At 41.7% G+C, this 23,251-nt stretch carries 27 protein-coding genes and 1 riboswitch; of the genes, 20 read left to right on the top strand and 7 right to left on the bottom strand.

What is annotated here, in order from left to right; all coding sequences use genetic code 11:
• Positions 1–1,539, bottom strand: coding sequence for a gluconokinase (gntK, locus tag WYK_RS20875; RefSeq protein ID WP_040376366.1), 1,539 nt, complete (start codon positions 1,537–1,539; stop codon positions 1–3).
• Positions 1,532–2,263 (bottom strand): GntR family transcriptional regulator, encoded by a 732-nt coding sequence (locus WYK_RS20870; RefSeq protein WP_040376365.1) that lies wholly within the window; start codon positions 2,261–2,263, stop codon positions 1,532–1,534. Before WYK_RS20870 ends, gntK begins: the two co-directional genes overlap by 8 nt.
• A 232-nt stretch (positions 2,264–2,495) precedes the next feature.
• Positions 2,496–2,676, top strand: a riboswitch (cobalamin riboswitch).
• A gap of 122 nt (positions 2,677–2,798) precedes the next feature.
• On the opposite strand from WYK_RS20870, the gene WYK_RS20865 reads away from it, so the two are divergent.
• The 16 genes from WYK_RS20865 to WYK_RS20790 all read left to right on the top strand — a co-directional run bounded on the left by WYK_RS20865 (position 2,799) and on the right by WYK_RS20790 (position 16,226).
• Positions 2,799–3,767 (top strand): ABC transporter substrate-binding protein, encoded by a 969-nt coding sequence (locus WYK_RS20865; RefSeq protein WP_040376364.1) that lies wholly within the window; start codon positions 2,799–2,801, stop codon positions 3,765–3,767.
• Entirely contained in the window at positions 3,733–4,785 is a 1,053-nt protein-coding gene (locus tag WYK_RS20860; protein ID WP_040376363.1) for a FecCD family ABC transporter permease, read from the top strand. Before WYK_RS20865 ends, WYK_RS20860 begins: the two co-directional genes overlap by 35 nt.
• A 1-nt stretch (position 4,786) precedes the next feature.
• On the top strand, positions 4,787–6,259 hold the full coding sequence (locus tag WYK_RS20855) for an adenosylcobinamide amidohydrolase (protein ID WP_040376362.1): 1,473 nt from the start codon (positions 4,787–4,789) through the stop codon (positions 6,257–6,259).
• Positions 6,256–7,221: an adenosylcobinamide-phosphate synthase CbiB gene (gene cbiB / locus WYK_RS20850; RefSeq protein WP_040376361.1), complete on the top strand. Its 966-nt coding sequence runs from the start codon at positions 6,256–6,258 to the stop codon at positions 7,219–7,221. The genes WYK_RS20855 and cbiB overlap by 4 nt, the downstream gene beginning before the upstream one ends.
• Positions 7,196–8,278 carry a pyridoxal phosphate-dependent aminotransferase gene (locus WYK_RS20845; protein ID WP_040376360.1) on the top strand — a complete coding sequence of 361 codons (1,083 nt, stop codon included), beginning with the start codon at positions 7,196–7,198 and terminating at the stop codon, positions 8,276–8,278. The genes cbiB and WYK_RS20845 overlap by 26 nt, the downstream gene beginning before the upstream one ends.
• Positions 8,251–8,820 (top strand): bifunctional adenosylcobinamide kinase/adenosylcobinamide-phosphate guanylyltransferase, encoded by a 570-nt coding sequence (locus tag WYK_RS20840; RefSeq protein ID WP_040376359.1) that lies wholly within the window; start codon positions 8,251–8,253, stop codon positions 8,818–8,820. Before WYK_RS20845 ends, WYK_RS20840 begins: the two co-directional genes overlap by 28 nt.
• Entirely contained in the window at positions 8,817–9,608 is a 792-nt protein-coding gene (cobS, locus tag WYK_RS20835; protein ID WP_040376358.1) for an adenosylcobinamide-GDP ribazoletransferase, read from the top strand. Before WYK_RS20840 ends, cobS begins: the two co-directional genes overlap by 4 nt.
• Positions 9,566–10,180 (top strand): histidine phosphatase family protein, encoded by a 615-nt coding sequence (locus WYK_RS20830; protein ID WP_040376357.1) that lies wholly within the window; start codon positions 9,566–9,568, stop codon positions 10,178–10,180. The genes cobS and WYK_RS20830 overlap by 43 nt, the downstream gene beginning before the upstream one ends.
• On the top strand, positions 10,132–10,563 hold the full coding sequence (locus tag WYK_RS20825) for a bifunctional adenosylcobinamide kinase/adenosylcobinamide-phosphate guanylyltransferase (RefSeq protein ID WP_040376356.1): 432 nt from the start codon (positions 10,132–10,134) through the stop codon (positions 10,561–10,563). The genes WYK_RS20830 and WYK_RS20825 overlap by 49 nt, the downstream gene beginning before the upstream one ends.
• Before the next feature lie 13 nt (positions 10,564–10,576).
• On the top strand, positions 10,577–11,161 hold the full coding sequence (locus WYK_RS20820) for a cob(I)yrinic acid a,c-diamide adenosyltransferase (RefSeq protein ID WP_040376355.1): 585 nt from the start codon (positions 10,577–10,579) through the stop codon (positions 11,159–11,161).
• A 2-nt stretch (positions 11,162–11,163) separates the two neighbouring features.
• Complete coding sequence (locus WYK_RS20815) at positions 11,164–11,658, top strand: ECF transporter S component (RefSeq protein WP_081704991.1); 495 nt, start codon at positions 11,164–11,166, stop codon at positions 11,656–11,658.
• A complete protein-coding gene (locus WYK_RS20810) occupies positions 11,655–12,332 on the top strand; it encodes a hypothetical protein (RefSeq protein WP_040376354.1) in 678 nt (225 codons plus the stop codon). Before WYK_RS20815 ends, WYK_RS20810 begins: the two co-directional genes overlap by 4 nt.
• A gap of 58 nt (positions 12,333–12,390) precedes the next feature.
• Positions 12,391–12,867: a Cys-tRNA(Pro) deacylase gene (ybaK, locus tag WYK_RS20805; RefSeq protein WP_040376353.1), complete on the top strand. Its 477-nt coding sequence runs from the start codon at positions 12,391–12,393 to the stop codon at positions 12,865–12,867.
• A gap of 72 nt (positions 12,868–12,939) precedes the next feature.
• On the top strand, positions 12,940–14,040 hold the full coding sequence (locus WYK_RS20800) for a PRK06851 family protein (RefSeq protein ID WP_040376352.1): 1,101 nt from the start codon (positions 12,940–12,942) through the stop codon (positions 14,038–14,040).
• Between the two features lie 200 nt (positions 14,041–14,240).
• Positions 14,241–15,113, top strand: a complete 873-nt coding sequence (locus WYK_RS20795) for a Cof-type HAD-IIB family hydrolase (RefSeq protein ID WP_040376351.1) — start codon at positions 14,241–14,243, stop codon at positions 15,111–15,113.
• 21 nt (positions 15,114–15,134) lie between these two features.
• Complete coding sequence (locus tag WYK_RS20790) at positions 15,135–16,226, top strand: PQQ-dependent sugar dehydrogenase (protein WP_040376350.1); 1,092 nt, start codon at positions 15,135–15,137, stop codon at positions 16,224–16,226.
• A 384-nt stretch (positions 16,227–16,610) separates the two neighbouring features.
• Here the strand turns inward: WYK_RS20790 and bshB2 are convergent, their stop codons facing one another.
• The 3 genes from bshB2 to pdxK all read right to left on the bottom strand — a co-directional run bounded on the left by bshB2 (position 16,611) and on the right by pdxK (position 18,577).
• The gene (gene bshB2, locus WYK_RS20785) at positions 16,611–17,276 is read right to left on the bottom strand and encodes a bacillithiol biosynthesis deacetylase BshB2 (protein WP_040376349.1); all 666 of its coding nucleotides are present in this window, start codon (positions 17,274–17,276) and stop codon (positions 16,611–16,613) included.
• A 20-nt stretch (positions 17,277–17,296) separates the two neighbouring features.
• Positions 17,297–17,644 (bottom strand): YojF family protein, encoded by a 348-nt coding sequence (locus WYK_RS20780; RefSeq protein WP_040376348.1) that lies wholly within the window; start codon positions 17,642–17,644, stop codon positions 17,297–17,299.
• 120 nt (positions 17,645–17,764) lie between these two features.
• Entirely contained in the window at positions 17,765–18,577 is an 813-nt protein-coding gene (gene pdxK, locus WYK_RS20775) for a pyridoxine/pyridoxal/pyridoxamine kinase (RefSeq protein ID WP_040376347.1), read from the bottom strand.
• 220 nt (positions 18,578–18,797) lie between these two features.
• Between pdxK and mobA the strand changes: the two genes are divergently transcribed.
• Genes mobA through WYK_RS20755 form a run of 4 tightly spaced genes read left to right on the top strand, consistent with a single transcriptional unit; the run spans position 18,798 to position 21,156 of the window.
• Positions 18,798–19,436 carry a molybdenum cofactor guanylyltransferase gene (gene mobA / locus WYK_RS20770; protein ID WP_040376346.1) on the top strand — a complete coding sequence of 213 codons (639 nt, stop codon included), beginning with the start codon at positions 18,798–18,800 and terminating at the stop codon, positions 19,434–19,436.
• Between the two features lie 4 nt (positions 19,437–19,440).
• Positions 19,441–19,905 (top strand): molybdenum cofactor biosynthesis protein MoaE, encoded by a 465-nt coding sequence (locus WYK_RS20765; RefSeq protein WP_040376345.1) that lies wholly within the window; start codon positions 19,441–19,443, stop codon positions 19,903–19,905.
• A complete protein-coding gene (gene moaD, locus WYK_RS20760; protein ID WP_040376344.1) occupies positions 19,898–20,131 on the top strand; it encodes a molybdopterin converting factor subunit 1 in 234 nt (77 codons plus the stop codon). The genes WYK_RS20765 and moaD overlap by 8 nt, the downstream gene beginning before the upstream one ends.
• A gap of 5 nt (positions 20,132–20,136) precedes the next feature.
• Positions 20,137–21,156 carry a MoeB/ThiF family adenylyltransferase gene (locus WYK_RS20755; protein WP_040376343.1) on the top strand — a complete coding sequence of 340 codons (1,020 nt, stop codon included), beginning with the start codon at positions 20,137–20,139 and terminating at the stop codon, positions 21,154–21,156.
• 48 nt (positions 21,157–21,204) lie between these two features.
• Here WYK_RS20755 and WYK_RS20750 read toward each other — a convergent pair whose 3' ends face one another.
• Both WYK_RS20750 and WYK_RS20745 read right to left on the bottom strand, forming a co-directional pair.
• Positions 21,205–21,534: a YflT domain-containing protein gene (locus WYK_RS20750; RefSeq protein WP_040376342.1), complete on the bottom strand. Its 330-nt coding sequence runs from the start codon at positions 21,532–21,534 to the stop codon at positions 21,205–21,207.
• Positions 21,535–21,656: 122 nt separating this feature from the next.
• Positions 21,657–23,108, bottom strand: coding sequence for a phospholipase D family protein (locus WYK_RS20745; protein WP_040376341.1), 1,452 nt, complete (start codon positions 23,106–23,108; stop codon positions 21,657–21,659).
• Positions 23,109–23,251 lie beyond the last annotated feature (143 nt).

The raw sequence follows: 23,251 nt of genomic DNA, 5'->3' as shown, positions 1-23,251 counted from the left end.
TTAGTTGTTTAGTAGATTTCGCTGATAATCGGCTATTCTTGAATAATCTTTTTCTAATATCCTAGATAGGTCAATGAAAATGGGGAGTAATTGTCTGTATTCGTTAACCGCCTCTGCTCTTGGCAGATGTTTAAACGTATTGCCGATCATCTCAGACACAACGTCAAATGATTCAATTTTGCCGGTTGCATACAGACCCAAAATACATGCCCCAAGACATGAGCTTTCATAGCTCTCAGGAACGACTACTTCAGATTCGAATATATCGGACATCATTTGCCGCCAAACACTCGATCTAGCAAATCCACCCGTTGCTTGAATCCGTGTTACTGGGCCATCCATGCACTCAGTTAATGCTAAAAATACGGTATATAAATTGTAGATAACGCCCTCTAAGGCTGCTCGAATCATATGTTCTTTCTTATGCGACATCGTTAGACCAAAAAATGATCCGCGTACATCCGGGTTCCATAAAGGAGCACGTTCACCTGCCAGGTATGGATGAAATAATAATCCATCAGCGCCAGGTCTTACTCGTTCAGCAATTCTTGTTAAGACTTCATACGGATCGATTCCTAGTCTTTTTGCTGTTTCGATTTCTGAAGAAGCAAATTCATCTCTAATCCAGCGCAGGACCATTCCTCCATTATTTACGGGACCGCCAATAACCCAATGTTTTTCTGTTAGGGCGTAGCAAAAAATCCTTCCTTTTTCATCTGTTTGTGGTTCATTAATAATGGTGCGAATAGCGCCGCTTGTTCCAATGGTGACTGCGATTTCACCTTTTCTGATTGCATTGACGCCTAAGTTAGAAAGAACACCATCACTTGCCCCGATTACAAAAGGTGTTTGCGAATCTATTCCCATTTCCTTGGCTAGAGATGGATCACAGCCGCTGAAAAGTTTCGTCGTTGGTACAAGATCAGATAATTGGGATCGATTGATTCCTGCGATTTGTAACGCTTCTTCATCCCAATCTAGTGTTTTAAGATTCATCATACCTGTAGCTGAAGCCAGAGAATGATCGACTACATATTGATCAAAAAACTTTTTAAAAATATATTCCTTAATGCCAATATATTTTTTTGCTTTGGAAGCGATATTAGGGAATTCATTTACCAACCAAGCAATTTTGGACAATGGTGACATCGGATGAATAGGTGTTCCAGTCCGTTTATAAATTTCATGCCCATTCAACTCATCTTTGATTTTGCGAGACCATCCTTCACTTCGGTTATCTGCCCAAGTAATGCAGGGTGTCAGTGGTTTATCCTGTTCATCCATTGCAATGACGCTATGCATAGCACTACTGAATGAAATAAAGGCTAGTGTCTTATCAGAATGAAGCTTCATAATCCTTGAAAGGGCTTGCAATACAGCTTGGAAAATTTCCTCTGGGTTTTGTTCAGCTGTGGAACTATCAGGTGTGTGAAGTGGGTATCCTATATTTTCTTGCTGGATAACTTCACCTTTTTCACTAAATAAAACAGCTTTCGTACTCGTTGTACCGATATCAATACCTACCATATAATTAGTCATTATTGAGACCAACTCCTTTAGCTAGCATTTGCTGTGACATCCATAAATCGTCTACTTTTCCTTGAACATCATCAAAGTTCTTATGTAAAGACTGAATCATGAGTGAGCGATCTTTTGCTTTAATAGCTTCAATATAAAGGGCGTGGTTCTCCATTATTCGTGTGAAGTCATTGTATGTTTCCTGGAAACGACCACGCATTGACAAGAGAATAAAGCTTTCCATGACGGGTTTTAAATTGTTCCAAATCATTAAGATATGGGAGTGGTTGACTGAACGGATAATGGTTTCATGGAATAAAAGATCCTGATATGAAAACTCGTCCGCATCACGATATTTAATGGCAACCTGCATCATTTCAAGAATTTTGCTAAGTTCTTTGGTTAATTCTTCGGTGTCTATCCTCACAAGGCGTTCAAATACAAACGATTCAATAAGGAGACGCACATCGTAAATTTCATTAATATCTTTTTCTGTTAGACCAATAACAACAGCACCCATTCTTTCTAGGCGAATGATGTTTTCGGATGCTAGTTTCTTTAGTGCTTCCCGGACAGGGGAACGACTTGCAGAAAAATCTGCTGCCAATTTATTTTCTGATAGTATGGCACCGCTTTCAATTAGTCCAGCGATAATACGCATTCTAAGTTCACATGTTATCCGATCACCCACTGATGCCTTTAACAGCCATTTTTCAGGATATAGAAAGTTGATAGAGTCAGCCATGGTGTCACCTTCTTTGTTATTCATTCAAGTACACTTGTATACAAGTATTATAAACAAGCTATTTTAGAATGCAAGCGTTTTATTTATCTATTCAGAACATGGATAAGGTAAAATGAGATAGGATGAGTATTTAAGTCTGTTAATACAGTTTTTAACAAGAAATTTACTATTTAGTAAGAGAAGTCCGTTCGAAATACAGGTTATAGTGTATAATCGACATACATAAAAAAATCATATAAGTTAAGAAATAGGTGTCTTTTTTTTATAAAGACTTAAAAGGGAAGTTGGTGTCATTCCAACGCGGTCCCGCCACTGTAAATGGGTGTAAACGGCATTGCCACTGTAGTTACTATGGGAAGGCGTCGTGTGCAATACCCATGAGCCAGGAGACCTGCCTGTTTTCGTGCACTTTTTAAACCTGCGAGGATAGGTTGGTGTGTGGCTTTTTTTATTTGTCATAATCGGCCATACAACAATCTCCAATTCATATTGGGGATTTTTTATTTGTGCAGCAAAGACTGGGAGGATTTTAAAAATGAAGAAATTCGGCATGAAGCTATTTACAGGTCTATTAGTCATCGGGATCTTGACAGGATGCGGCAGTGAAGTAGAGGAGAAGCAGCAACAGTCAGCTTCAGAGATAGATAAAGGTAAATCAGCGGTATTTCCCGTGACATTGAAGGATGCAACGGGTGAGCAGGTTACTATTGAAGAAGAACCCCAAAAAATCGTTTCGCTCATTCCAAGTAATACCGAGATTGCCTTTGCCATGGATTTAGGTGAAAAAATTGTCGGAGTTTCAGATTACGATAATTATCCAAAGGAAACCGCTGATATAGAGAAAATAGGCGACCTTGAATTTAATGTTGAAAAAATTATTTCACTGAGTCCTGATCTAGTGTTAGCGCATGAGTCTACAGCGGATAGTGCGAAAGAAGGTCTCCAACAATTGAGGGATTCAGGTATTTCAGTGGTAGTCATCAATGATGCAGCGAACTTCAAGGATGTCTATTCGTCTATTGAAATGCTTGGTAAGGCAACAGGAGCCAATCATAACGCAAACGTTCTTATTGATGAAATGAAGACAAAGTTACGTACTATTGAAGAAAAAGCTGCAGAGATTAAACAGCATGAACAAAAAAAAGTTTTAGTGGAAGTTTCCGGATCTCCAGAAATATATGTGACAGGAAAAAACACCTTCTTGGATGAAATGCTGCAGTTGATCAACGCGAAAAATGCCGCAGCAGATCAAGAGGGTTGGGCTAAGATGGAAGAGGAATCGATGATTGAAGAGAATCCAGATGTCATTGTTACGACGTATGGCCGTTATGTAGAGGATGTTACAAGTGATATTTTAAATCGTAATGGTTGGGAAGCAGTCACTGCTATTAAAGAAAAACAGGTTGTTGACGTGAATGAAGATCTTGTTACTCGTTCAGGTCCAAGGCTGGCAGAGGGAGTAGAGGAACTTGCCAAAGCGGTCTATCCAGACGTATTTAAATAAAAAGTTAATCTACTTACTCGCAGTCGCTTTTTTGACATCTTCGTTCCTGGCAGGAGTTTCAATCGGTGCGGTTTCTGTGCCAATTATGGATTTGTTGAATATACTTGCTAAAGAAATTCTGCACCTCCCTATCGAACAGACGAATGAAATGTATACCAATATTGTTATGAATATTCGTTTGCCAAGGGTTATTTTAGCTGGACTTGTCGGGGCTTCATTAGCTATTTCAGGAGCTGCTTTTCAGGGTCTTTTACGAAACCCGTTAGCCGATCCATATACACTCGGTGTTTCATCAGGTGCATCGTTAGGCGCGGTGATCGTGTTGTTTTTCTCCTTCTCCATGCCGATCATCGGTTCGTTCACACTTCCAGTATTTAGTGTGTCATTTTCGTTTGCGACCATTTTTGCCGTTCTGTTTTTTGCCCGAAAAATTGATCGATCAATGAAGGTTGAATCGATTATCTTAACCGGTATTATATTCAGCTCATTTTTGGGGGCATTTATTTCATTGATGATTGCGTTAACAGGTAATGAACTGCGGCAGATTATCGGGTGGCTGCTGGGCAGTGTCTCGATGCGAGGCTGGAGTTATATCACGATTATCCTGCCTTTCTTCTTTGTGGGTGTACTAGTCTTGATGCTGAATGCAAAGGAATTGAATGCTCTATCCTTTGGGGAAGACAGGGCCCAGCATCTGGGGGTAAATGTGAAACGCCGCAAGCTGACGATTTTGACTGCCGGTGCATTGCTGACCGGGGCAGCCGTAGCGGTCTCAGGAACGATTGGTTTTGTCGGTCTGGTCGTGCCGCATTTTATCCGGCAGTTATGCGGTCCAGATCATAAACATTTACTGCCGCTTTCTCTACTCTCCGGAGGTGGATTTTTAATTTTCGCTGACCTTGTATCAAGGACCATCATCGCGCCGACTGAATTACCAATTGGCGTCATTACTGCCTTGATTGGTGCTCCTGTTTTTGCGGCGATATTAATGAAAAACAGAACAGGAAGAAGGAGATAACATGCTTAAGGTAAAAGAGCTGACCGGAGGCTACGCTGCAGAACCAGTCATCCACTCCCTATCCTTTGATGTTCAAAAGGGGGAATTATTCGGAATTCTAGGACCGAATGGCAGCGGGAAAACGACCTTATTACATATGATAAGCGGGATTATGCGTTCAGATACTGGCAGCATCTATATCAAGGATTTACCCATTCAGAACTATTCTGCAAAGCAGCTGGCAAGAACGGTGGCAGTACTGCCGCAGCATTCATCCCAAACCTTTTCCTACACTGTAAAAGAAACGGTTTCGCTTGGCCGTTATGCTCATCAATCTGGCTGGCTGAATACCTGGACACAGGAGGATGAACGGATCGTGCAAGAGGTGATGGAGCAGACTGGTGTCCTAGCCTTTCAGGATAAAAGTATGAATGAGCTGTCAGGTGGTGAAATACAACGGGTAATGCTGTCACAAGCGTTGGCACAGCAACCCGAAATTCTTTTGCTTGATGAACCGACCAATCACTTAGATCTTTCCTATCAAAAAGATTTGCTCGATATGATGAAGAAATGGTCTGTGGAGAAGGGCTTAACCGTTATCTCCATTTTTCACGATTTAAATTTAGCTGCTCTGTATTGTGATAATCTCCTACTCTTAGAAAAAGGAAAAATTCAAATCATTGATACACCAAATAATGTGCTCCAACAGGAGCGGATTCAGCATGTATATAAGACCGAAATTGAAAAGCACCCACACCCTGTGCTGCCGAAGCCTCAAATGTTTATCGTTCCTGATAAGCAGGCAGGTGATGATCAGGAAATAAAAATAGATCAGCAGTATATAACGCAAGCTGAAGAGTATATTTCGCTTCATTCACCGATCCCGCTGCGTACGATGTCATCCGGAGTAACAGGAGCTGGTACCGGCTGGTATGATACGTTTGTCAATCGTCATGTTAACCACGATTATAATTGTGAGGATCATCTAGAAGAAATGAAACTATTTTTACAGGAGCGAGGATTTGATTCTGCGGAAACGGTAGGGATGATGACGGCTGTTGACCTTCAATATGCAGTCTATCAGTTCTATCAGGAGCGAGACTTTTCAATCTTCATTATTGTAACAGCGGGTGTTGGTAATGCCGTTGATGCATCAAGAGCAAGTGAACATACAGAAGACAGCTCACCTGGAACGATCAATACCTGGATCTTTATAAACGCAAAGCTTGCGGAAGAAGCGTTCATTCACAGTATCGTTACGGCGACTGAGGCAAAAGTGAAGGCTTTGATGCAGCTTAATGTAATGGATTTCATCACCGACTCTAGCGCGACGGGAACATCAACAGACAGTGTACTGGTTGCAGCAACCCAAAGAGGCACTCTTTTGCAATACGGCGGGACAGCAACGCCGCTCGGGAAGTTAATCGGTAAAGGTGTCTATGAATGTACAATGAAGGCGTTACAGAAAAATCAATATAAGAGGGAGGCTGAATGATGCTTCCTCATTTACTTGCACTCAGTCTTGCATTCTTGTTAGATCGTTTAATAGGGGACCCGCCGTCTTGGCCGCATCCAGTTAAATGGATGGGTGCTTACATTGCAAGACTGGATCGATTACTTAATCATGGTCATGCAAAGAAAAGAAAAGGGCTTCTAATGATGACTAGTTTATTACTCATTGTTTTTGCGCTGACGAGTGTCATAGTTTATCTTGCCTATCAACAGCACGTGGCGGCGGGTATTCTGGTTGAAGCAGTACTTATTTCGACTACACTTGCCCAAAAGAGCTTACATATTGCCGGCATGGATGTTTATAGACCCTTGGCTTTAGCAGATCTTACTGAAGCAAGAAGTAAGCTTTCGTATATTGTTGGCCGAGATACCGATCAGCTTCATGAAGGAGAAATTGTCCGCGCGACAGTCGAGACCATTGCTGAAAATACCAGTGATGGCATTACAGCCCCGCTATTCTGGGCGTTCATTGGAGGAGCGCCCTTGGCGATGATGTATCGGGCCATTAACACATGTGATTCTATGGTTGGGTATCGAAATAAGCAATATCTTGATTTCGGATGGGCCTCAGCCAAAATGGATGATGTCGTCAATTGGATACCGGCCCGTTTAACAGGGATGCTGATGCTGCTTAATCAAAATATGGGGCCGCATTCTTTTAGGAAGCGTGCAGCGATTGTAGTGCGTGACGCCAAAGTACACCCGAGTCCGAACAGCGGCTGGGGAGAAGCTGCCGTTGCTGCATTGCTCGGTGTGCAGCTGGGGGGAGTCAATTATTATAAAGGAGTCATATCTAATCGGGCGAAGATGGGAGAATCAGTCGTTCCACTTCAAGCAAATCATATTAAACTAACAACCCAAATCATGCATAAAACCTCATGGCTATTTATGCTGATGCTCTGGATAGGAGGGATGCTGCTTGCAACTGCCGCTTCATGGATCTAATCCACAATATTTGTATCAATCACTAAGAGTTACGATGCCAGACAGCTTTTACGATTTCAGTGCCAATATTAATCCGCTTGGACCACCAGCTGGCTTAAAGGAACAGTGGCCATCTTTTTTCGAGTCAATCTTAGAGTATCCAGATCATGAAAATAGAGAACTAACGGAGCTGGCTGCAAGTATGGAACAAGTTTCAGAGAAATCCATTCTCTTTGGGAATGGAGGGGCGGAATTAATTTCATTAACGGCTAGAATGCTGGCAGGTAAAAACGTTTTGATTATTCAACCTGCATTTTCTGAATATGCTGCCGCTTGTTTGGCAAATCAATGTACCATTACAAATTACATCCTTAAAGAGCCGGAGTGGAAGCTGGATGTCGAAGGCTTGCTCCCATTGATTAAAGAGCAGGATGCGCTTTATTTATGTACGCCCAATAATCCTACAGGTATGTCTTATGCCAAGGAAGATGTCTTACAGCTTCTAACTGCTTGTCAGAAGGAAAACTGTCTAGTGATTCTTGATGAAGCATTTTATGATTTTGTCATCGACCCTTTTACATACCGAACGTATCTCAGTTATTTCGTAAATCTGATTATCCTTCGCTCGATGACCAAAATGTTTGCGATGCCGGGAGTCCGCCTTGGTTATGTACTCGCGCATCCAGGTATTATTGATGTCTTAAAGTCTTTTAAACCACATTGGAGTGTCAGCAGCTTGGCGCAGAAAGCGGGTTCGATCTGCTTAAGAGAGGTCGTTCATCAGCAAGAAACGGTTAAATATATTGAAAAGCAGAAGAGACAGCTTCAATTCTTTTATAAGACGACCGGCCTAGTAGTCTCTCAAAGCTCCGTGAATTTCTATTTACTTAGAGACCCAGAATTAGATGCAAGGCACTTGTTAACCTATCTGTTAGAAAGAGGAATCGTGCCGCGCCATACGTTTAATTTTCCCGGACTGGATGGTAAATGGCTTCGATTTGCGGTTAAAGGTGAACGGGAACATGCCGTATTGATGGAGGAATTCACACAATGGAAAAAGCACCGATCTACTTTGTAACCGGAGGGGTAAGAAGCGGGAAAAGTACATTTGCAGAGAAATTGACAACACAATGCAGCCAAGATCTGAACAGAGGTATAGTTTATATTGCCTGTGGAAGAGCGCGTGATGAAGAAATGGTCCTGCGTATAAATAAGCATCAAGAACAGCGAGAGCAAAGCAATGTATCTTGGCAGACTAGAGAGTTTCCAACCGATATTGAGGAATCGGTGAAAACATTTGATCATCAACCTGTTGTATTGTTAGATTGTTTAACGACATTGCTTGATAATGAACTGTTTTCAGCAAATACGGAATGGAGTCAAATTCAAGCCAGCCAAGTCTACGACAAAATCCTTGCCGGTCTTGAAACGATTCAGCAAAATGTGAGTACCTTAGTAATTGTCAGCAATGAAGTGCTTCACGAGTATAGTCATTTTTCCTCCGTCCAGCTGTATCAAAGAACGTTAGGTTTACTGCATCAAGAAATCGTTCAGCGAGCTGAAAAAGCGTACCTAGTGGAATCAGGTATGCCTGTCATGATGAAGGGACTGCAATCGTGAGCGCACTTATTGGTTTCATCATTAATCTGCAATTTTTCACCGCTATACCGATTAAACGTGAATTCCCAATGGACAATAAGTACCTGCACCGTTCGATTCAGACCTTTCCGCTAGTTGGATTGCTGTTTGGCACTTTAATGAGCGGGACACTTTATCTGCTTATCGAATGGACGCCCTTCTCAACCGGTGCGATTGCATTTATGATTTGGCTGCTGACTATTGGTTTAACCGGCGGGCTTCATCTTGACGGCTGGATTGATGCGAGTGACGCATTCTTTTCCTATCGCGATAAACAAAAACGCTTAGAAATCATGAAAGACCCTCAAACAGGAGCCTTTGGTGTTTTATCAGTGATTGTATTATTAGCTGCTCGGTATCTATTTATTTATGAGATTGTTGAAAAAAGCATGCCTTATACGTATGGTTTGATACTCGTTATTCCGTTTATCAGTAAAATTGTGATGGGTGTCGTTTTATGCCGATTTCCACTTGCAAAGCAGGAGGGGCTCGGCGCCTATTTTCAAAAAGCATCCCGTAAAAATAGTACGCGTGTTTACTGGGTGTATGCGGCAGCAGGCTTAATGGCGGCTTACCTGATTAGCCCGGCGCTGCTGTGGCAATTTGTATGGATGGCAACGGCTGCTTACTTGAGCTTTCTTTTTATCCGTAAAAAAACGATTCAGTGGTTTGGCGGGATTACGGGGGATGTGCTTGGAGCTTCTGTGGAAGGAGTTGAACTATCTCTATGGTTCACGGTCTGGATATTACACTATTTCGTCATGGGATGACAGAAGCCAATAATCGGAGGGAGTATCTTGGGTGGACGGACTCGCCATTGCTGCAAGAAGAGCAGGAAAAGTGGGTCGAACCTGATTATGACGTAGTTTATTGCAGTGATCTGCCTCGCTGCGAGAAAACAGCAGCCCTTCTTTTCCCTGAGAGTACTCCGATTCGCATGGTAGACCTTCGGGAAATGAATTTTGGCGACTGGGAAGGAAAAACGTATCAGGAATTAGTCGATGAACCTAGCTATCAGGATTTTCTTGCCCATCCATTTGAGGCGAGTCCTCCAAATGGGGAAAGTTTTTCTGCTTTTTCTACAAGAGTACAACGAGGCTGGAATCATATAGTAGAAGATATAAGCGAACGTGGTATACGTCGAGCCGCTGTGATGACCCATGGTGGTGTGATCCGCTATTTACTTAGTAAACTGGCTGTAGAGAAAAAGGAGTTCTGGGAATGGAATGTTCCTCATTCTCAAGGCTACCAATTCACTTGGGATTCGAATCAATCAGTAAGGAGGGGTGAACGGTGCACTTCGTTACAGGTGGTAGCTACAACGGCAAAGCAAAATGGGTAAGAGAGCAATATCAAGTTACAGATGAGACAATCTGGTTATCTGCATACCAAGACCACGACTTACCAGAAAATATGGACCACCATAGTAAAAGGATCATACTAGAAGGGATTGAACGTTGGATTAAACAAGATAGTCAACAATTTAATGCAGCGGATATCCGTGCTTCTTGGAACCTTCGAATCGAGGGGTTCTTGAACTGGGAGAAGGAAAATGAAGATCGACACTTAATTATAATCGGTAATGATCTCTCGAAGGGAATTGTACCGATTGAGGCGAGTGACCGTACTTGGCGGGATGCCTGCGGCTGGGTGTATCAGGATCTTGCCGAAAGGGCTGACCGTGTTGAACTTATCTGGTATGGTATTAATCAACAACTAAAATAAAGGAGGAATAATGATGAAAATTTATACGCGTACTGGGGATAAAGGAAAGACTAGTGTAATTGGCGGAAGAGTGGATAAAGATGATATCCGTGTTGAGAGTTATGGTACGGTTGATGAGGTAAACAGCTATATTGGTAAAGCCGTTACTGAGCTTAATCCCGATCTATTTTCAGATGTAATCGCTGATTTAGAAAAAATACAGCATGAGTTATTTGACTGCGGCGGCGACTTAGCGACCATTTCAGAAAAAGCACCTGAAAAATTAAGTGAAGACGCCATTACGTACTTAGAAGAAAGAATCGATATATTTATTGAAGAAGCACCAGAATTAGAAAAATTCATTCTGCCTGGAGGATCTGTCCCGGCAGCTACGCTTCATATTGCTCGGACGGTGACACGCCGTGCGGAACGTCTTGTCGTTTCACTGACTAAAACAGGTGTACCAGTATCTCCATTGTCTCTCCAATATTTAAATAGATTATCCGATTACTTATTTGCCCTTGCACGTGTCGTGAACTTCCGTTTGGGTGTTAAGGATGTGGAATATGCCCGTAGTGCGAATGTATTCCGAGGCGGAAAAAGAAAGGAACGTGAATAAGGTTGGACGTTCGAAAAATAAGTACCTTGGCGATGTTTATTGCCCTATCCGCTGTAGGTGCGGCAATTAAAATTCCTTCTATCGTCGGCAGTTTAGCCCTTGATAGTTTCCCTGCCCTTATAGCAGGTGTACTATTAGGGCCGATTAATGGGGGAATCGTGGCGGGTCTTGGGACCTTGATTTCTGCTATTATCAGCGGGATGCCGCTTGGGCCGCTGCATTTTATCATCGTTGTGGAAATGTTCATCCTAGTTTGGATGTTTTGTACACTATATAATAGCAGTCAAAAATTAGGCGCGGTCACACTGTTTTTGGTCGGAAATGCGCTAATTGCACCACTGCCCTTCATGTTTATCATTAGTACATCCTTTTATATTGCCTTGTTGCCTTCGTTAATTACTGCAACTGTTATTAACTTAGTAATTGCAGTCATACTCATGCCAAAGCTCGTCCCTATTTTAAAAAGGATGATCTTCAAAGCGGGTCATGATTCATGAGAGATGTTCTTAACCTGCCAGTCCAGGCTGGTGGTTCCTTGATCTTTGCCAGTGACAATAGCGGCGGAATCGGCATGAAAAAAGAGGATGTTGTTACGGTTCCCTATGATGTAGTAGCTTATTATTCGTTTCGAGTTGCAGTTATGGAGTGTATGGCTGCAGGTGCTGATCCGATGGCCGTAGTGTTGGGAAATTTCTGCGGAGAACAGGCTTGGAACGAATTAGAGGCAGGAATCCATCGAGGTCAAGCGGAGCTGGGCCTTACGATTCCCATTACGGGAAGTACAGAAAGCAACATGGAAATGGTTCAATCTGCCCTCGGTATTCTTGTTATTGGACAAAAGAAAGAAGAAGAAAAAGTGGTAAGAGGGAAAATGGGCGTGATCGGTACCCCGCTTATGGGTGAGGGTGTGATCAATCATCCGGAGCTAATTGCACCGCTCTCTCTCTTTAAATGGTGCTGTGAGCAAGAAAACATGACTATTCTTCCTGTAGGCTCAAAGGGAATTGCCAATGAGTGGCTGCACTTTGATCCAAGCGGGACGATTCCAAAGAGCCTTGAAAAACTCGATTTAAAGGCATCTGCAGGCCCTTCCACCTGCTTTATCATTGTTTATGATCCAGAAAAAGAAGCTGAAATTGCAGCAAAATCTGGTCATTTGTTTCATCGATAATCAACAGGGTCTTGCATCTGCGAGGCTCTTTTTCAATAAATGTAAATGGAGGCGTAGAATGAGTAAAACGAATGCTATGCGAGTCCTTGATAAACAGAAAATTCATTATCAATCCCTATCCTATAATAACGAAGATGGAAAAATTCATGGAACAGCGGTTGCCGAAAAGATTGGAAAACCAGCAGACCAAGTATTTAAGACGTTAGTTGCAGCGGGGGCTCCAGGACATATATATGTTTTTGTTATCCCCGTAGGAGATGAATTAGATGTCAAAAAAGCAGCCAAAGCAGCTGGAGAGAAAAAGATTGAGATGCTGCCTGTCAAGGATTTGCAAAAATGGACAGGCTATATTCGCGGAGGCTGTTCACCAATTGGAATGAAAAAACTCTATCCAACATTCATCGATCATACGGCAGAACAGCTGGAAACAATGATCGTCAGCGGCGGGAAAATCGGGTGCCAGATTGAGTTACCACCTCAGGCGTTATTACAACTAATTGATGCTAAAACCATTGAGCTGACAAAGGCAAAGTAATGGGCTTTCACCTATTATGGGCGCTCTGCATAGTCTGTAGCGAAACACGTTATCATAAAGGAGTGTTCGCACTTGAAGGGGAAAACTAGACATTACTTTGCAGGCGGGAATACAGCCCGGGGCTTTTATAGTTTATATGAAACAAATTTAGAAAATCTAGAGAAACTATTTATTCTTAAAGGTGGCCCAGGAACAGGTAAATCAACGCTCATGAAGAAACTAGGCTTGATTTGGGAAGAAAGAGGGGTTGATGTGGAGTACTTACATTGTGCCTCAGATGCCCAGTCTATTGATGGAATCATTTTTCCAACACTTAAGGCGGGCATTGTTGATGGTACACCCCCGCATGTAATTGAACCTAAGGCACCGGGTGCTGTTGAAGAATACGTGAACCTTGGGACCGCATGGAATTCGAGTCAGCTGAGTGATAAAAAGGGTGACATCGTTCAGTTAACAGAGGACATCGAAATGGCCTATGAACAGGCATACAAGCTATTTGCCGAGGCCCTTTCCGTTCATGATGAATGGGAAGAAATCTATATTAATAATCTTGACTTTACAAAGCTGAATCGATTAACTGAAAAGCTCATGACACTCTTTTTTGGTGAGATGGTCCTTAATAAAACCTCAGATGTCCGGCATCGCTTCTTAGGAGCAGCCACACCAACTGGAGCGGTCGATTATGTCCCGAATTTAACCAATGATATTCCAAAGCGTTTCTTTTTAAAGGGCCGCCCAGGCAGCGGGAAATCTACCATGCTGAAGAAACTAGCAGCGGAAGCGACGAAAAGAGGCTTCGATGTAGAAATCTATCATTGTGGATTCGACCCGTTTAGTCTGGATATGGTCATTGTCCGCGAATTGGGCTTGGCTATCTTTGATAGCACGGCTCCCCACGAATACTTTCCTAGCCGGGAAGGGGACGAAATTGTGGATATATATAAAACAGCGATTTTACCCGCAACAGATGATATTTATGCGAAAGAAATAAAAGAGATTTCTGAAAGATACCGAGCAAAAATGACGTCGGCGACAAATTATCTGTCTCAAGCTAAGGAGTTGCACGACAAGCTTGAAGAGATTTACATTGCGGCCATGGATTTCGAGCAGATTAATGAAATCCAGAAAACTCTAGAGGATAAAATGAATCAAATCGCTCTTCAGCATCAATAAGAATATCGGTAAAAAAGGCCTCTCATTTTGAGCAGGTCTTTTTTTACTAATAACTATTTGGAAAAAAGCAGACAATAGGGCTATTCAGCTTGTTTCAACTGTGCTAAGAATGGTTACAGATATAGAGAGAGACTGTAAGAGAGAATCAGTCAGAAAAATCTGTTACAATGACAGAAACAGACAAACTAGAGGTGTATACAGTGATAAAAGCTATTGCAATCGATATGGACGGTACCTTATTAAACAAAAATCAGAAAGTCAGTAAAGAAAACAAAGAAGCAATTGAACGAGCTCAAGCTGAAGGTGTAGAAGTAATAATTGCAACTGGGCGCTCGTATCAAGAAGCGCGGTTTGCTTTGGATGAAACGAATCTAGAATGTCCCGTTATTGGTGTAAATGGTGCAGTCATCCTAACCAAATCAGGAGAAATCACTGCATCAAATACAATGGATAAAAACGATGTTAAACAAGTGGTCGATTACTTAGAACAGAAACACATCTATTTTGAAATCTATACCAATGAGGGTACGTATTCTAAAAACTACGAAAAGTCAGAGGCTGCTCTTGTGGATGTATATGTAACAGCTAACCCAGATATTGATCCAGTGGAGATTACCCAAATCGTGCATAACCGCCTTTCACTTGGTCAGGTAAAAACCATTCCAAGTTATTATGATCTTCTGTCTAAAGACAATCTAAGTTATTATAAAATACTTATATTTTCTAATAATCTAGAATTATTAGGGGAAGCTGGCGGAGAACTGAAGCAAATAGAAAGTCTAGCGGTTACCTCGTCAGGCCATGGGAATTTGGAAATTTCTCATGCACAGGCACAAAAGGGAATCGCACTTGAAATTTATCTGCAGGAAAAAGGCATCACCTTGAATGAAGCGATGGCTATCGGTGATAATTTTAATGATATGTCCATGTTTGAACGGGTTGGACGAGCGGTTGCAATGGGTAATGCACCGGAAGAAATAAAGAAAATATGTCATTTGACGACAGGTATAAATGATGAAAGCGGCGTTGCACAAGCCATACATGCTGCTTTAAATGAACAAGCAGTTAAGTAGAATTATTTCTGGGGGGAGAAAATGAAGAAAAAGCTGCTGATTGTGCTGATTGTGTTACTTTTCGCAGGTTGTTCACTGAAGGATATTACCCAACCGGATCATACTGAGAACGAGAATCTGCAAATGGAACAGACAGGGAAGACAGCAAGTGATAAGCCTGAAGTATTACTCAGCGGGCTTGACGCACCATGGTCTATTCAAGAAGTGGAGGAAACCTTGTTTGTATCAGAACGAACGGGTTCCATTGTGCAATTAAAGGACGGAAAAGTGAAACGAGAACCTGTGGAGTTAAAAGAAAAACTGTCTGAAGAATCTGAGGCAGGTCTGCTGGGCTTTTTACTTGCTCCAGGATTTGAAGACAGCGGCCAAGGGTTTGCTTATTATACATATGAATTAGATGGGAAGCCTGTCAACCGGGTAGTCACGCTTCAATATGAAGAGGGAAGCTGGAAAGAAACGAATGTTTTACTTGACCAGATACCCAGCGGGAACTATCACCACGGCGGACGGATTAAAATCGGCTTTGATAATAAGCTGTATGTAACTACTGGTGATGCCAAACAAGGAGAGATTGCACAGGATGTAAATTCCCTTGGCGGTAAAATACTACGTATGAATTTAGATGGAAGTATACCCGACGACAATCCTTTTCCTAACTCATATGTTTACTCTTATGGCCATCGAAACCCGCAAGGACTTACCTGGGATTTGGAAGGAAGATTATACAGCAGTGAGCATGGAGAATCCGGGAAAGATGAATTAAATCAGATTGAACCAGGAAAAAATTATGGATGGCCGGAGATTGAAGGCGATGAAAAGAATGCAGAAATGGAGACACCCCTTATCCATGCCGGCGACAATACATGGGCTCCATCTGGAATTGCCTATAACAACGGCAAAATCTATATCGCGTCATTAAGAGGCGAAGCCTTAAAGGCCTATGATATTGTAACTAAAGACATAAAAGATATCGTAACCGATCAAGGGCGGATAAGAGATGTCTACATTGATGGAACGTACCTCTACTTCATCAGCAACAATACAGATGGCCGAGGCAATCCTGATAAAAAAGATGACAGACTCTACCGAATACCATTAACTAATCTTAAATAATTCTGTATGAAACCAGAAAATACGGACATACTATCAGTACGATGATTTAAATGTTATTCCCCTATTTGACTGTCTGCTCCCCCGCAGGCAGTTTTTTTATTGAGAGAGTACTTGTGAAAAATATCACATTATTACAGGCAGAAAAAAATCGTCTCGGCAACTGACTTGTGCAGAACAGAGGAAAAAGTATGCAGAATGGGTGGATTAGTGTGCAAATGGAGGGCATTTCTGTTCAGAAGTGGCCAAACTCTGTGCAGTTCGACCAATTTTCTGTGCAAAAGCATTTTTGAGAAGAGCGTTACCCGGATTAGGTTTTACTCTAGGGAGTATTTCCAACTAAACAAACAAGGCTGCCGAGAAATCCTCGACAGCCTTGTTGTATAGTTAAAACTTATAAGTCCAAAAGCGTTCTCGGCGAATCGCATTTAATAAGGTTGGGTCTTGGTTTTTCATTTTTTCTGCCCAAGTTGCGACCATGGATTCGGTTTGTGAACGATGAGCTTTAATTGAGGCGATTTTTTTATCTTCAACGGCTGTAATGTCATGAAGGATATCGGGTTCGCCAATTTCAGCAATACTATTGTTGGCAAAGGCGACCAAATTCAGCTTAGGACGTTTCGTTTCCTCTATTTGACCAACTGCACGGACAACTGCTCTTGCACAAGCTTCATGATCGGGATGGACGCTGTAACCCGGGTAAAAAGAAATGATGAGTGATGGGTTTAGTTCTTGAATTGCTTCGGAAATTTTTTCTGTCAGCTTGTCATCATCTTCAAATTCAACGGTTTTATCCCGCAATCCCCACATCCTTAAATCGGTAAGCCCAAGTGCATCAGCTGCATCTTGTAATTCTTTTTTTCGAATTTTAGGCAGGGATTCTCTTGTAGCGAAAGGGGGGTTCCCCAGGTTTCGGCCCATTTCTCCCAGCGTCATGCATATATATGTAACTGGCGTATTGTTTTCGATATGCAAAGCAATTGTTCCTGAAACTCCGAAAGCCTCATCATCGGGATGAGGGAATATTACTAAAACCTGTCTTTCTTTTTCCAATCCATTCATCTCCCTTCTTGTTATTCAAAAGGTTTGGTGCTAATTTGTAATGCAACGGCAAGCTTTCCGGTTGAATCAAGTCCAGCCGTTAATAATCTTCCTTGTTCATCTACTTCATAGTGGTTCAGCCCTTCAGCGTATATCCAGCCTATGTCTAGTTTTAGGCCAATACGGTAGGGGTTGTCTCCAATGATTTTTCCATGTTGATAGCGTACCAACGCGTTACGGATGTAGGCACCTGCAGAAAAGAAATCTTCGTTGTTATGGGTAGCGTAAGCTCCATTTGTTGTTTCTAGGTGAAGGTAGATATCCTTGTTGGCAAATCCATCAATTACTCGTTGAACGTCAGTGGGTTCAATCGGTTTCATTTACGCTTCCCTCCTTATTTAGCATGTGTATTTTATAATCTTACTAAAAAGATTAGCAAAAAGCGAAGAGATGGATTTATGATAAGAAAAGCTTACTCCCAAAAATGAGAGTAAGCTCCATTATTTTTCGACACCATATTTTCGATAGGCTCCATGCATGACGGGGCCAACGTATTCATTTAACTTCCATGAATGTTTAATAGCAGCTGTAATATAGTCTTTGGCTAAGTAAATAGCTTCACGAACGGGTTTTCCTTGTGCAAGTTCAGCTGCAATCGCTGCTGATGAAGAACAGCCTGCACCATGCGTATAGGTTGTATCCACTCGTTCGGATTCAAGGATTTCAAAATCCTTTCCATCATATAAAAGGTCGATTGCTTTATCATGATCCAGCTTATTTCCGCCTTTAATCAGCACAAATTTTGCACCGAGTGCATGAATGTTTATCGCTGCTTTCTTCATATCATCTATCGTCTTGATAGGCATTGTTCCAGCAAGTTGTGCTGCTTCGAAAAGATTAGGGGTTACAACAGTCGCCCTAGGGACAAGCAGTTCACGAAGTGCTACGGCTGTTTCTGGATGAAGAACTTCATCTTCGCCCTTACAAACCATAACTGGATCGATAACGACTTTATCAAGTTTAAGCTCGTCAATTTTCCGGGCTACGAGTTCAATAATCTCTACGGAACCAAGCATACCGGTTTTCATAGCATCTATACCGACTGAGAGGATGGTTTCCATTTGAGCTTCTAAAACATCAACTGGCTGTGGAAATACGTTATGAGACCAGTCCTTGGGATCCATCGTTACAATGGTTGTCAGTGCAGACATCCCATACACATCAAGCTCTTGAAACGTTTTTAAATCAGCTTGTAAACCTGCGCCGCCGCTAGAATCTGAACCGGCAACAGTCATTGCTTTTTTCATCGTCATGATACGGTCCTCCTGAGGGGAATAATAATGATTAGGATATGTTCAGCATGTTCCGAAATATCTTTAAACAAGCATATAACAATACATCTTGATTGTAAAATGCTAGAATGTGCAGGAAACTTGCTGGTAAATCAAATACGATTAAGCAAGAAAGCAGACAAGATATTCGCGAATACAGCTTTTTAATATGAAGGATTAATAGTAGGATATGAGGTGAGGGATGAATACAACAGCTGTCATTCTAGCGGGAGGCAAGTCGTCAAGAATGGGCGAGAATAAGGCGCTTCTTCCTATGAAAGAGAAAACCAATATTGCTAAAATCGCTGATGAACTGGAAAAAGTGACAAAGCAATTGCTCATTGTTACGAATACACCAGAGGATTATCGTTTTTTAGGTTATCCGATGACTACCGACCAATATCCGGGCCTCGGTCCATTAGCTGGAATTCATGCAGGATTATCATCGTCAGGAACAGAGGTCAGTATTGCTGTTGCTTGTGATATGCCCTTTATCCATGCAGGGATAGCACAGGAAATGCTTGATGCAGCAGACGGTTACGATGCGGTCGTACCGGAAATTGAAGGCAGGCTGCAGCCGCTGTTTGCTGTGTATAAAAAGTCCTGCCTGCCTGTACTTACTTCTTGCCTAGATAACCATTTGCTGAAAGTTAGAGAATTTTTAGCAGTCATTACTGTGAAAATAATGAAGGAACAAGATTTTCGGTTATATGAGGAACAGCCGCATCTCTTTTCTACCTCGTTTTTTAATATGAATATGCCTGAGGAATATCATCAGGCGAAACAGCTGGAAGAAGAGCTGGGTTTATTGAACAAAAATGAAAGAACGATAAAGGAGTAAACTTATGAATTTTGAACTGTCAAAGAAACCTATTGATATTCAGAGTGTGATTGACAAAGTTGTTTCAAGGAATGCTGGAGCAGTGACGACATTTATTGGTACAGTCAGGGAAATGACAAAAGGTAAGAAGACGTTATTTCTTATCTATGACGCCTATGAAGCGATGGCTGTTAAAAAGCTAGAGCAAATTGGTGCGGAAATTAGTGAACGCTGGCCTGATGCGAATACGGCAATTACCCATCGGACGGGCAAACTGGAAATTACAGATATTGCGGTTGTAATAGCGGTCAGTACACCGCATCGGAATGATGCTTATGAGGCGAATCGGTACGCAATAGAGCGTATTAAAGAGATCGTCCCAATCTGGAAAAAAGAGCATTGGGAAGACGGAGAAAAGTGGATCGGTAATCAACTGGAGACAGTCGAGTATCCAGCTGGTAAGCCTGAAAAGGAGGATCTAGATGATTAAGGTATTGTTATTTGCCCATTTAAAAGACGCGCTTGGAAAAGAAGAAGTTTCGATTGATGCAGCGGGTTTGACGATTGCTGCTGTGAAAGAAAAATTAGCTGCTGACTTTAAGCTAGAGGGATTGGATGCCGTCATGGCAGCAGTCAATGAGGAGTTTGCAGATGAGGACACAGTTGTGACTGACGGCGATATAGTAGCATTCATCCCTCCAGTAAGCGGGGGCTGAGAATAGTGGACGAGCGTTATTCACGGCAAACGTTATTTACGCCAATTGGACAGTCTGGACAGCAAAAGATTCGAGGGAAGCATGTTATCCTTGTCGGTGCTGGAGCCCTCGGGTCAGCCAACGCAGAAGCGCTGACACGGGCTGGCGTCGGTAAGCTGACGATTATTGACCGCGACTATGTTGAAGCAAGCAATCTTCAACGGCAGCAGCTGTATACAGAAGCTGACGTATTAGAAAAACTTCCAAAGGCTGAAGCTGCCAAAAACCATTTGAATCAAATTAATAAAGATGTGGAAATTGAAGCATTAATTATCGATGCAACAGCGGTTACGCTTGAGGAACAATTACCAGACGTTTCGTTAATTATTGATTGCACAGATAATTTTGAAACACGTATGGTGATCAATGACTTAGCACAAAAATATGCAATTCCTTGGATTTACGGGGCTTGTGTTGGCAGTGTGGGAATGAGCTTTACTATCATTCCCGGAAAAACACCCTGTTTACATTGTTTGATGCGGACCATTCCGATGCAAGGGGTAACCTGTGATACAGGAGGAATTATTTCGCCGGCTGTTCAAATGGTGGTTGCACATCAATCTGCCGAAGCCTTGAAGATTTTAGTAGAGGACTGGGATGCTGTCAAACCGAGCTTTACAACCTTTGATTTGTGGCGAAATGAATACCAAAGCTTTAAGGTATCTAAAGTCAAAAAATCAGATTGTTTGTCCTGTGGTGATGCCCCGACCTACCCATTTTTAACACCTGAAAACGCAACGAAGACGACGGTGCTTTGCGGTCGAGATACGGTTCAAGTAAGACCACCAGCACAGCGGAATCTTAAACTTGATAAACTGGCTTCTGACTTAGCTGGCGGGGGCTATGAAGTAAAAGGGAACCCATTTTTGTTATCTATTGAAAAAAATGGTGAGCGGATGGTTGTTTTTCAAGATGGACGCGCATTAATTCATGGAACCAAGGATCTTGCTCATGCTAAAGCTCTTTATCAACGAATTTTAGGCTAAAAAACAGGGTGTCCCATATTGGGACACCCTGTTTAATCATATAATGACTTATTTAGCATCTGTACTGGCAACTAGAACCACTTTGCCTTTATCTAATTCTTTTTCATATTGGTTGGCTTCATTTTCAGTCAATCCAAGATTTACAAAGCTTTTGCGAAGTTCGTCTCCACGAGATTTGAAAATATTGCTTACTTTATCGATAAGGCCTAATTCAGCCAATCCTACTGATTCGGTATCTGTATTCTCTGTAAGATGCTCGGAGCGGTCTTTATCATGGGCGAACAGATAAATATTTTCTTTAGTAAATTCAGTAATAGTCAATTGATCAATTTTTTCTTTTGCTTGTAATCCATTTTCTACAACATGTACTTGATACATAAAAAAATTCCTCCTTAAGAATACGTTCATTTTATTTAGGTAAATGTGTTGCGGCTATACAGTATAAATAACCTGTTTTACAGGAGTTGAAACATTTATTTATCGAATGGATTCGAAAAGAGTTAGTAAGTCGTTACGCCGATAAGTTTTTGGATCCGGTACATAATGTATTTGAAAACAGGCAGCTTATCTTGATATTCCTTATAGTCCACCGTGTAGTGCCCATCACGATTCTCCCAAATTCTATCGAAATAATCGTTTACTTCTTGGGAAACCTCCGCGTCAGCTGGGGCAGAGATTTTTAAATTGGCTTCAAGATTATAATCATTAAGATTCCGGCTCGTGTAGTTGGCAGAACCGCCAATAATTAAACTGCTGTTTGTCTGCTTTTTATTAATTAGCATTAATTTGGTATGATACTGTTCTTTTGTCGTGTTGTACCAGCGAATTTGGATATGTTCATTATCAAGCTTTTCAAATTCTGCGGCTACAGGAAGGTTAGGAAGGCCGATTTTTTCTGAACCAAAGGCATTTTGGTTAGGGTCAAGAATCATGTTGAGGGATACCCCGCGTTGGGCAGCCTCGGTAAGAGAGGTGACAACATCGCGATCGGCAATATAAAACATGCCAATCCAAATTTGATCGCCCTTTCTGCTTTCCTGGATGGCTTGAAGGACATGCTTAGTGATTTTCCCCTCGGTTAAAAACTGAACAGCAACGTCACCTTGTTCAGCTTGCTTTTGATGATAGACAGGAAAGTCCTTGGGTCCATTCGAATAATCAGCCACAGCTTGTTCTGCTTTAACAAAGTCTCCAATTATATTTCCTTTAACGGAGAAAGCAATATTAGAGTGAAAGCCGCTGGCATCATGAGGGTTAGCTGATGTAATAAGCGCCTCTTTCTCAGTAGCCAGCAGTTTTCGATGATTGGCTTTGATATTCAACAATCGTAAGTAAGACCGAACGGTTACCTTTGGAGCTTCAGCGGCCATAGGATTTGGAATCCACCCAGTGCCGCTCTCTCCAAACCACTGTAAATAGGCACGGTAAAAACCAGAATAAACAGGTGTAGGGTCACGAAGTTTATCTAAATTTGTAATGATAACCTCCACACCATTTTCCTTGAGCTGCTCAATTTCTTTAGATTTATACGCATTGTAGTTGGTATTCACTTCATCTGTAACGAAGACTACTTTTAGATTAGGCTTTTTTTGTTTTTGCGTAATGATTTTTTCAGTAAGTGTTTGGCTGAGCTTAGGAAACTTCGTTTTTTCATCGTAATATCCATTAAATAAAAACATGTCTAGAACGAGAAACTCTTCGGCTTCATCGATGGCTTGAAAAATGGTTTCAAAAATCTCTTGCTCCTGCTGATACTGTCCATTCAGATCTTTGTATGATAAATCATAAATAAAATCGACATCGTCCACAAAATGAACACTTCCTTCATAGGAAATGCCCTCTGGAAGTGGCTTATACTGGTTATAGATAATAACAATTGCAACGATGATAAGAAGGATCAAAGCTGCAAGAAATCGTTTTTGTTTCATCCATTTTTTTACTTTATTATTCATAATAAGCCTCCAGCCAATAATTTACCTGCTTTCCTATATATCCATAAAGGGGTGATAGAGAAACCTAGTTCCCAAAAAAGTTATTTCACTTTCTGTTATTTCACTTTCTTATGAAGGTTCTTAGTCGGAACCAGACTTCCTTT

The organism is Peribacillus psychrosaccharolyticus ATCC 23296 (genome assembly GCF_000305495.1).
GTDB lineage: Bacteria > Bacillota > Bacilli > Bacillales > DSM-1321 > Peribacillus > Peribacillus psychrosaccharolyticus.
This window is presented reverse-complemented; position numbering and strand designations above follow the sequence as displayed.

Bases quoted from the DNA above. Each gene is read 5' to 3' on its own strand.
- WYK_RS20830 (WP_040376357.1), top strand. From the start codon at position 9,566: ATGGTTCACGGTCTGGATATTACACTATTTCGTCATGGGATGACAGAA.
- pdxK (WP_040376347.1), bottom strand. From the start codon at position 18,577: ATGACGATGAAAAAAGCAATGACTGTTGCCGGTTCAGATTCTAGCGGC.
- WYK_RS20765 (WP_040376345.1), top strand. From the start codon at position 19,441: ATGAATTTTGAACTGTCAAAGAAACCTATTGATATTCAGAGTGTGATT.
- WYK_RS20780 (WP_040376348.1), bottom strand. From the start codon at position 17,644: ATGAAACCGATTGAACCCACTGACGTTCAACGAGTAATTGATGGATTT.
- ybaK (WP_040376353.1), top strand. From the start codon at position 12,391: ATGAGTAAAACGAATGCTATGCGAGTCCTTGATAAACAGAAAATTCAT.
- WYK_RS20870 (WP_040376365.1), bottom strand. From the start codon at position 2,263: ATGGCTGACTCTATCAACTTTCTATATCCTGAAAAATGGCTGTTAAAG.
- mobA (WP_040376346.1), top strand. From the start codon at position 18,798: ATGAATACAACAGCTGTCATTCTAGCGGGAGGCAAGTCGTCAAGAATG.
- WYK_RS20810 (WP_040376354.1), top strand. From the start codon at position 11,655: ATGAGAGATGTTCTTAACCTGCCAGTCCAGGCTGGTGGTTCCTTGATC.
- WYK_RS20865 (WP_040376364.1), top strand. From the start codon at position 2,799: ATGAAGAAATTCGGCATGAAGCTATTTACAGGTCTATTAGTCATCGGG.
- WYK_RS20750 (WP_040376342.1), bottom strand. From the start codon at position 21,534: ATGTATCAAGTACATGTTGTAGAAAATGGATTACAAGCAAAAGAAAAA.
- gntK (WP_040376366.1), bottom strand. From the start codon at position 1,539: ATGACTAATTATATGGTAGGTATTGATATCGGTACAACGAGTACGAAA.
- WYK_RS20745 (WP_040376341.1), bottom strand. From the start codon at position 23,108: ATGAATAATAAAGTAAAAAAATGGATGAAACAAAAACGATTTCTTGCA.
- WYK_RS20820 (WP_040376355.1), top strand. From the start codon at position 10,577: ATGAAAATTTATACGCGTACTGGGGATAAAGGAAAGACTAGTGTAATT.
- moaD (WP_040376344.1), top strand. From the start codon at position 19,898: ATGATTAAGGTATTGTTATTTGCCCATTTAAAAGACGCGCTTGGAAAA.
- WYK_RS20790 (WP_040376350.1), top strand. From the start codon at position 15,135: ATGAAGAAAAAGCTGCTGATTGTGCTGATTGTGTTACTTTTCGCAGGT.
- cbiB (WP_040376361.1), top strand. From the start codon at position 6,256: ATGATGCTTCCTCATTTACTTGCACTCAGTCTTGCATTCTTGTTAGAT.
- WYK_RS20840 (WP_040376359.1), top strand. From the start codon at position 8,251: ATGGAAAAAGCACCGATCTACTTTGTAACCGGAGGGGTAAGAAGCGGG.
- WYK_RS20855 (WP_040376362.1), top strand. From the start codon at position 4,787: ATGCTTAAGGTAAAAGAGCTGACCGGAGGCTACGCTGCAGAACCAGTC.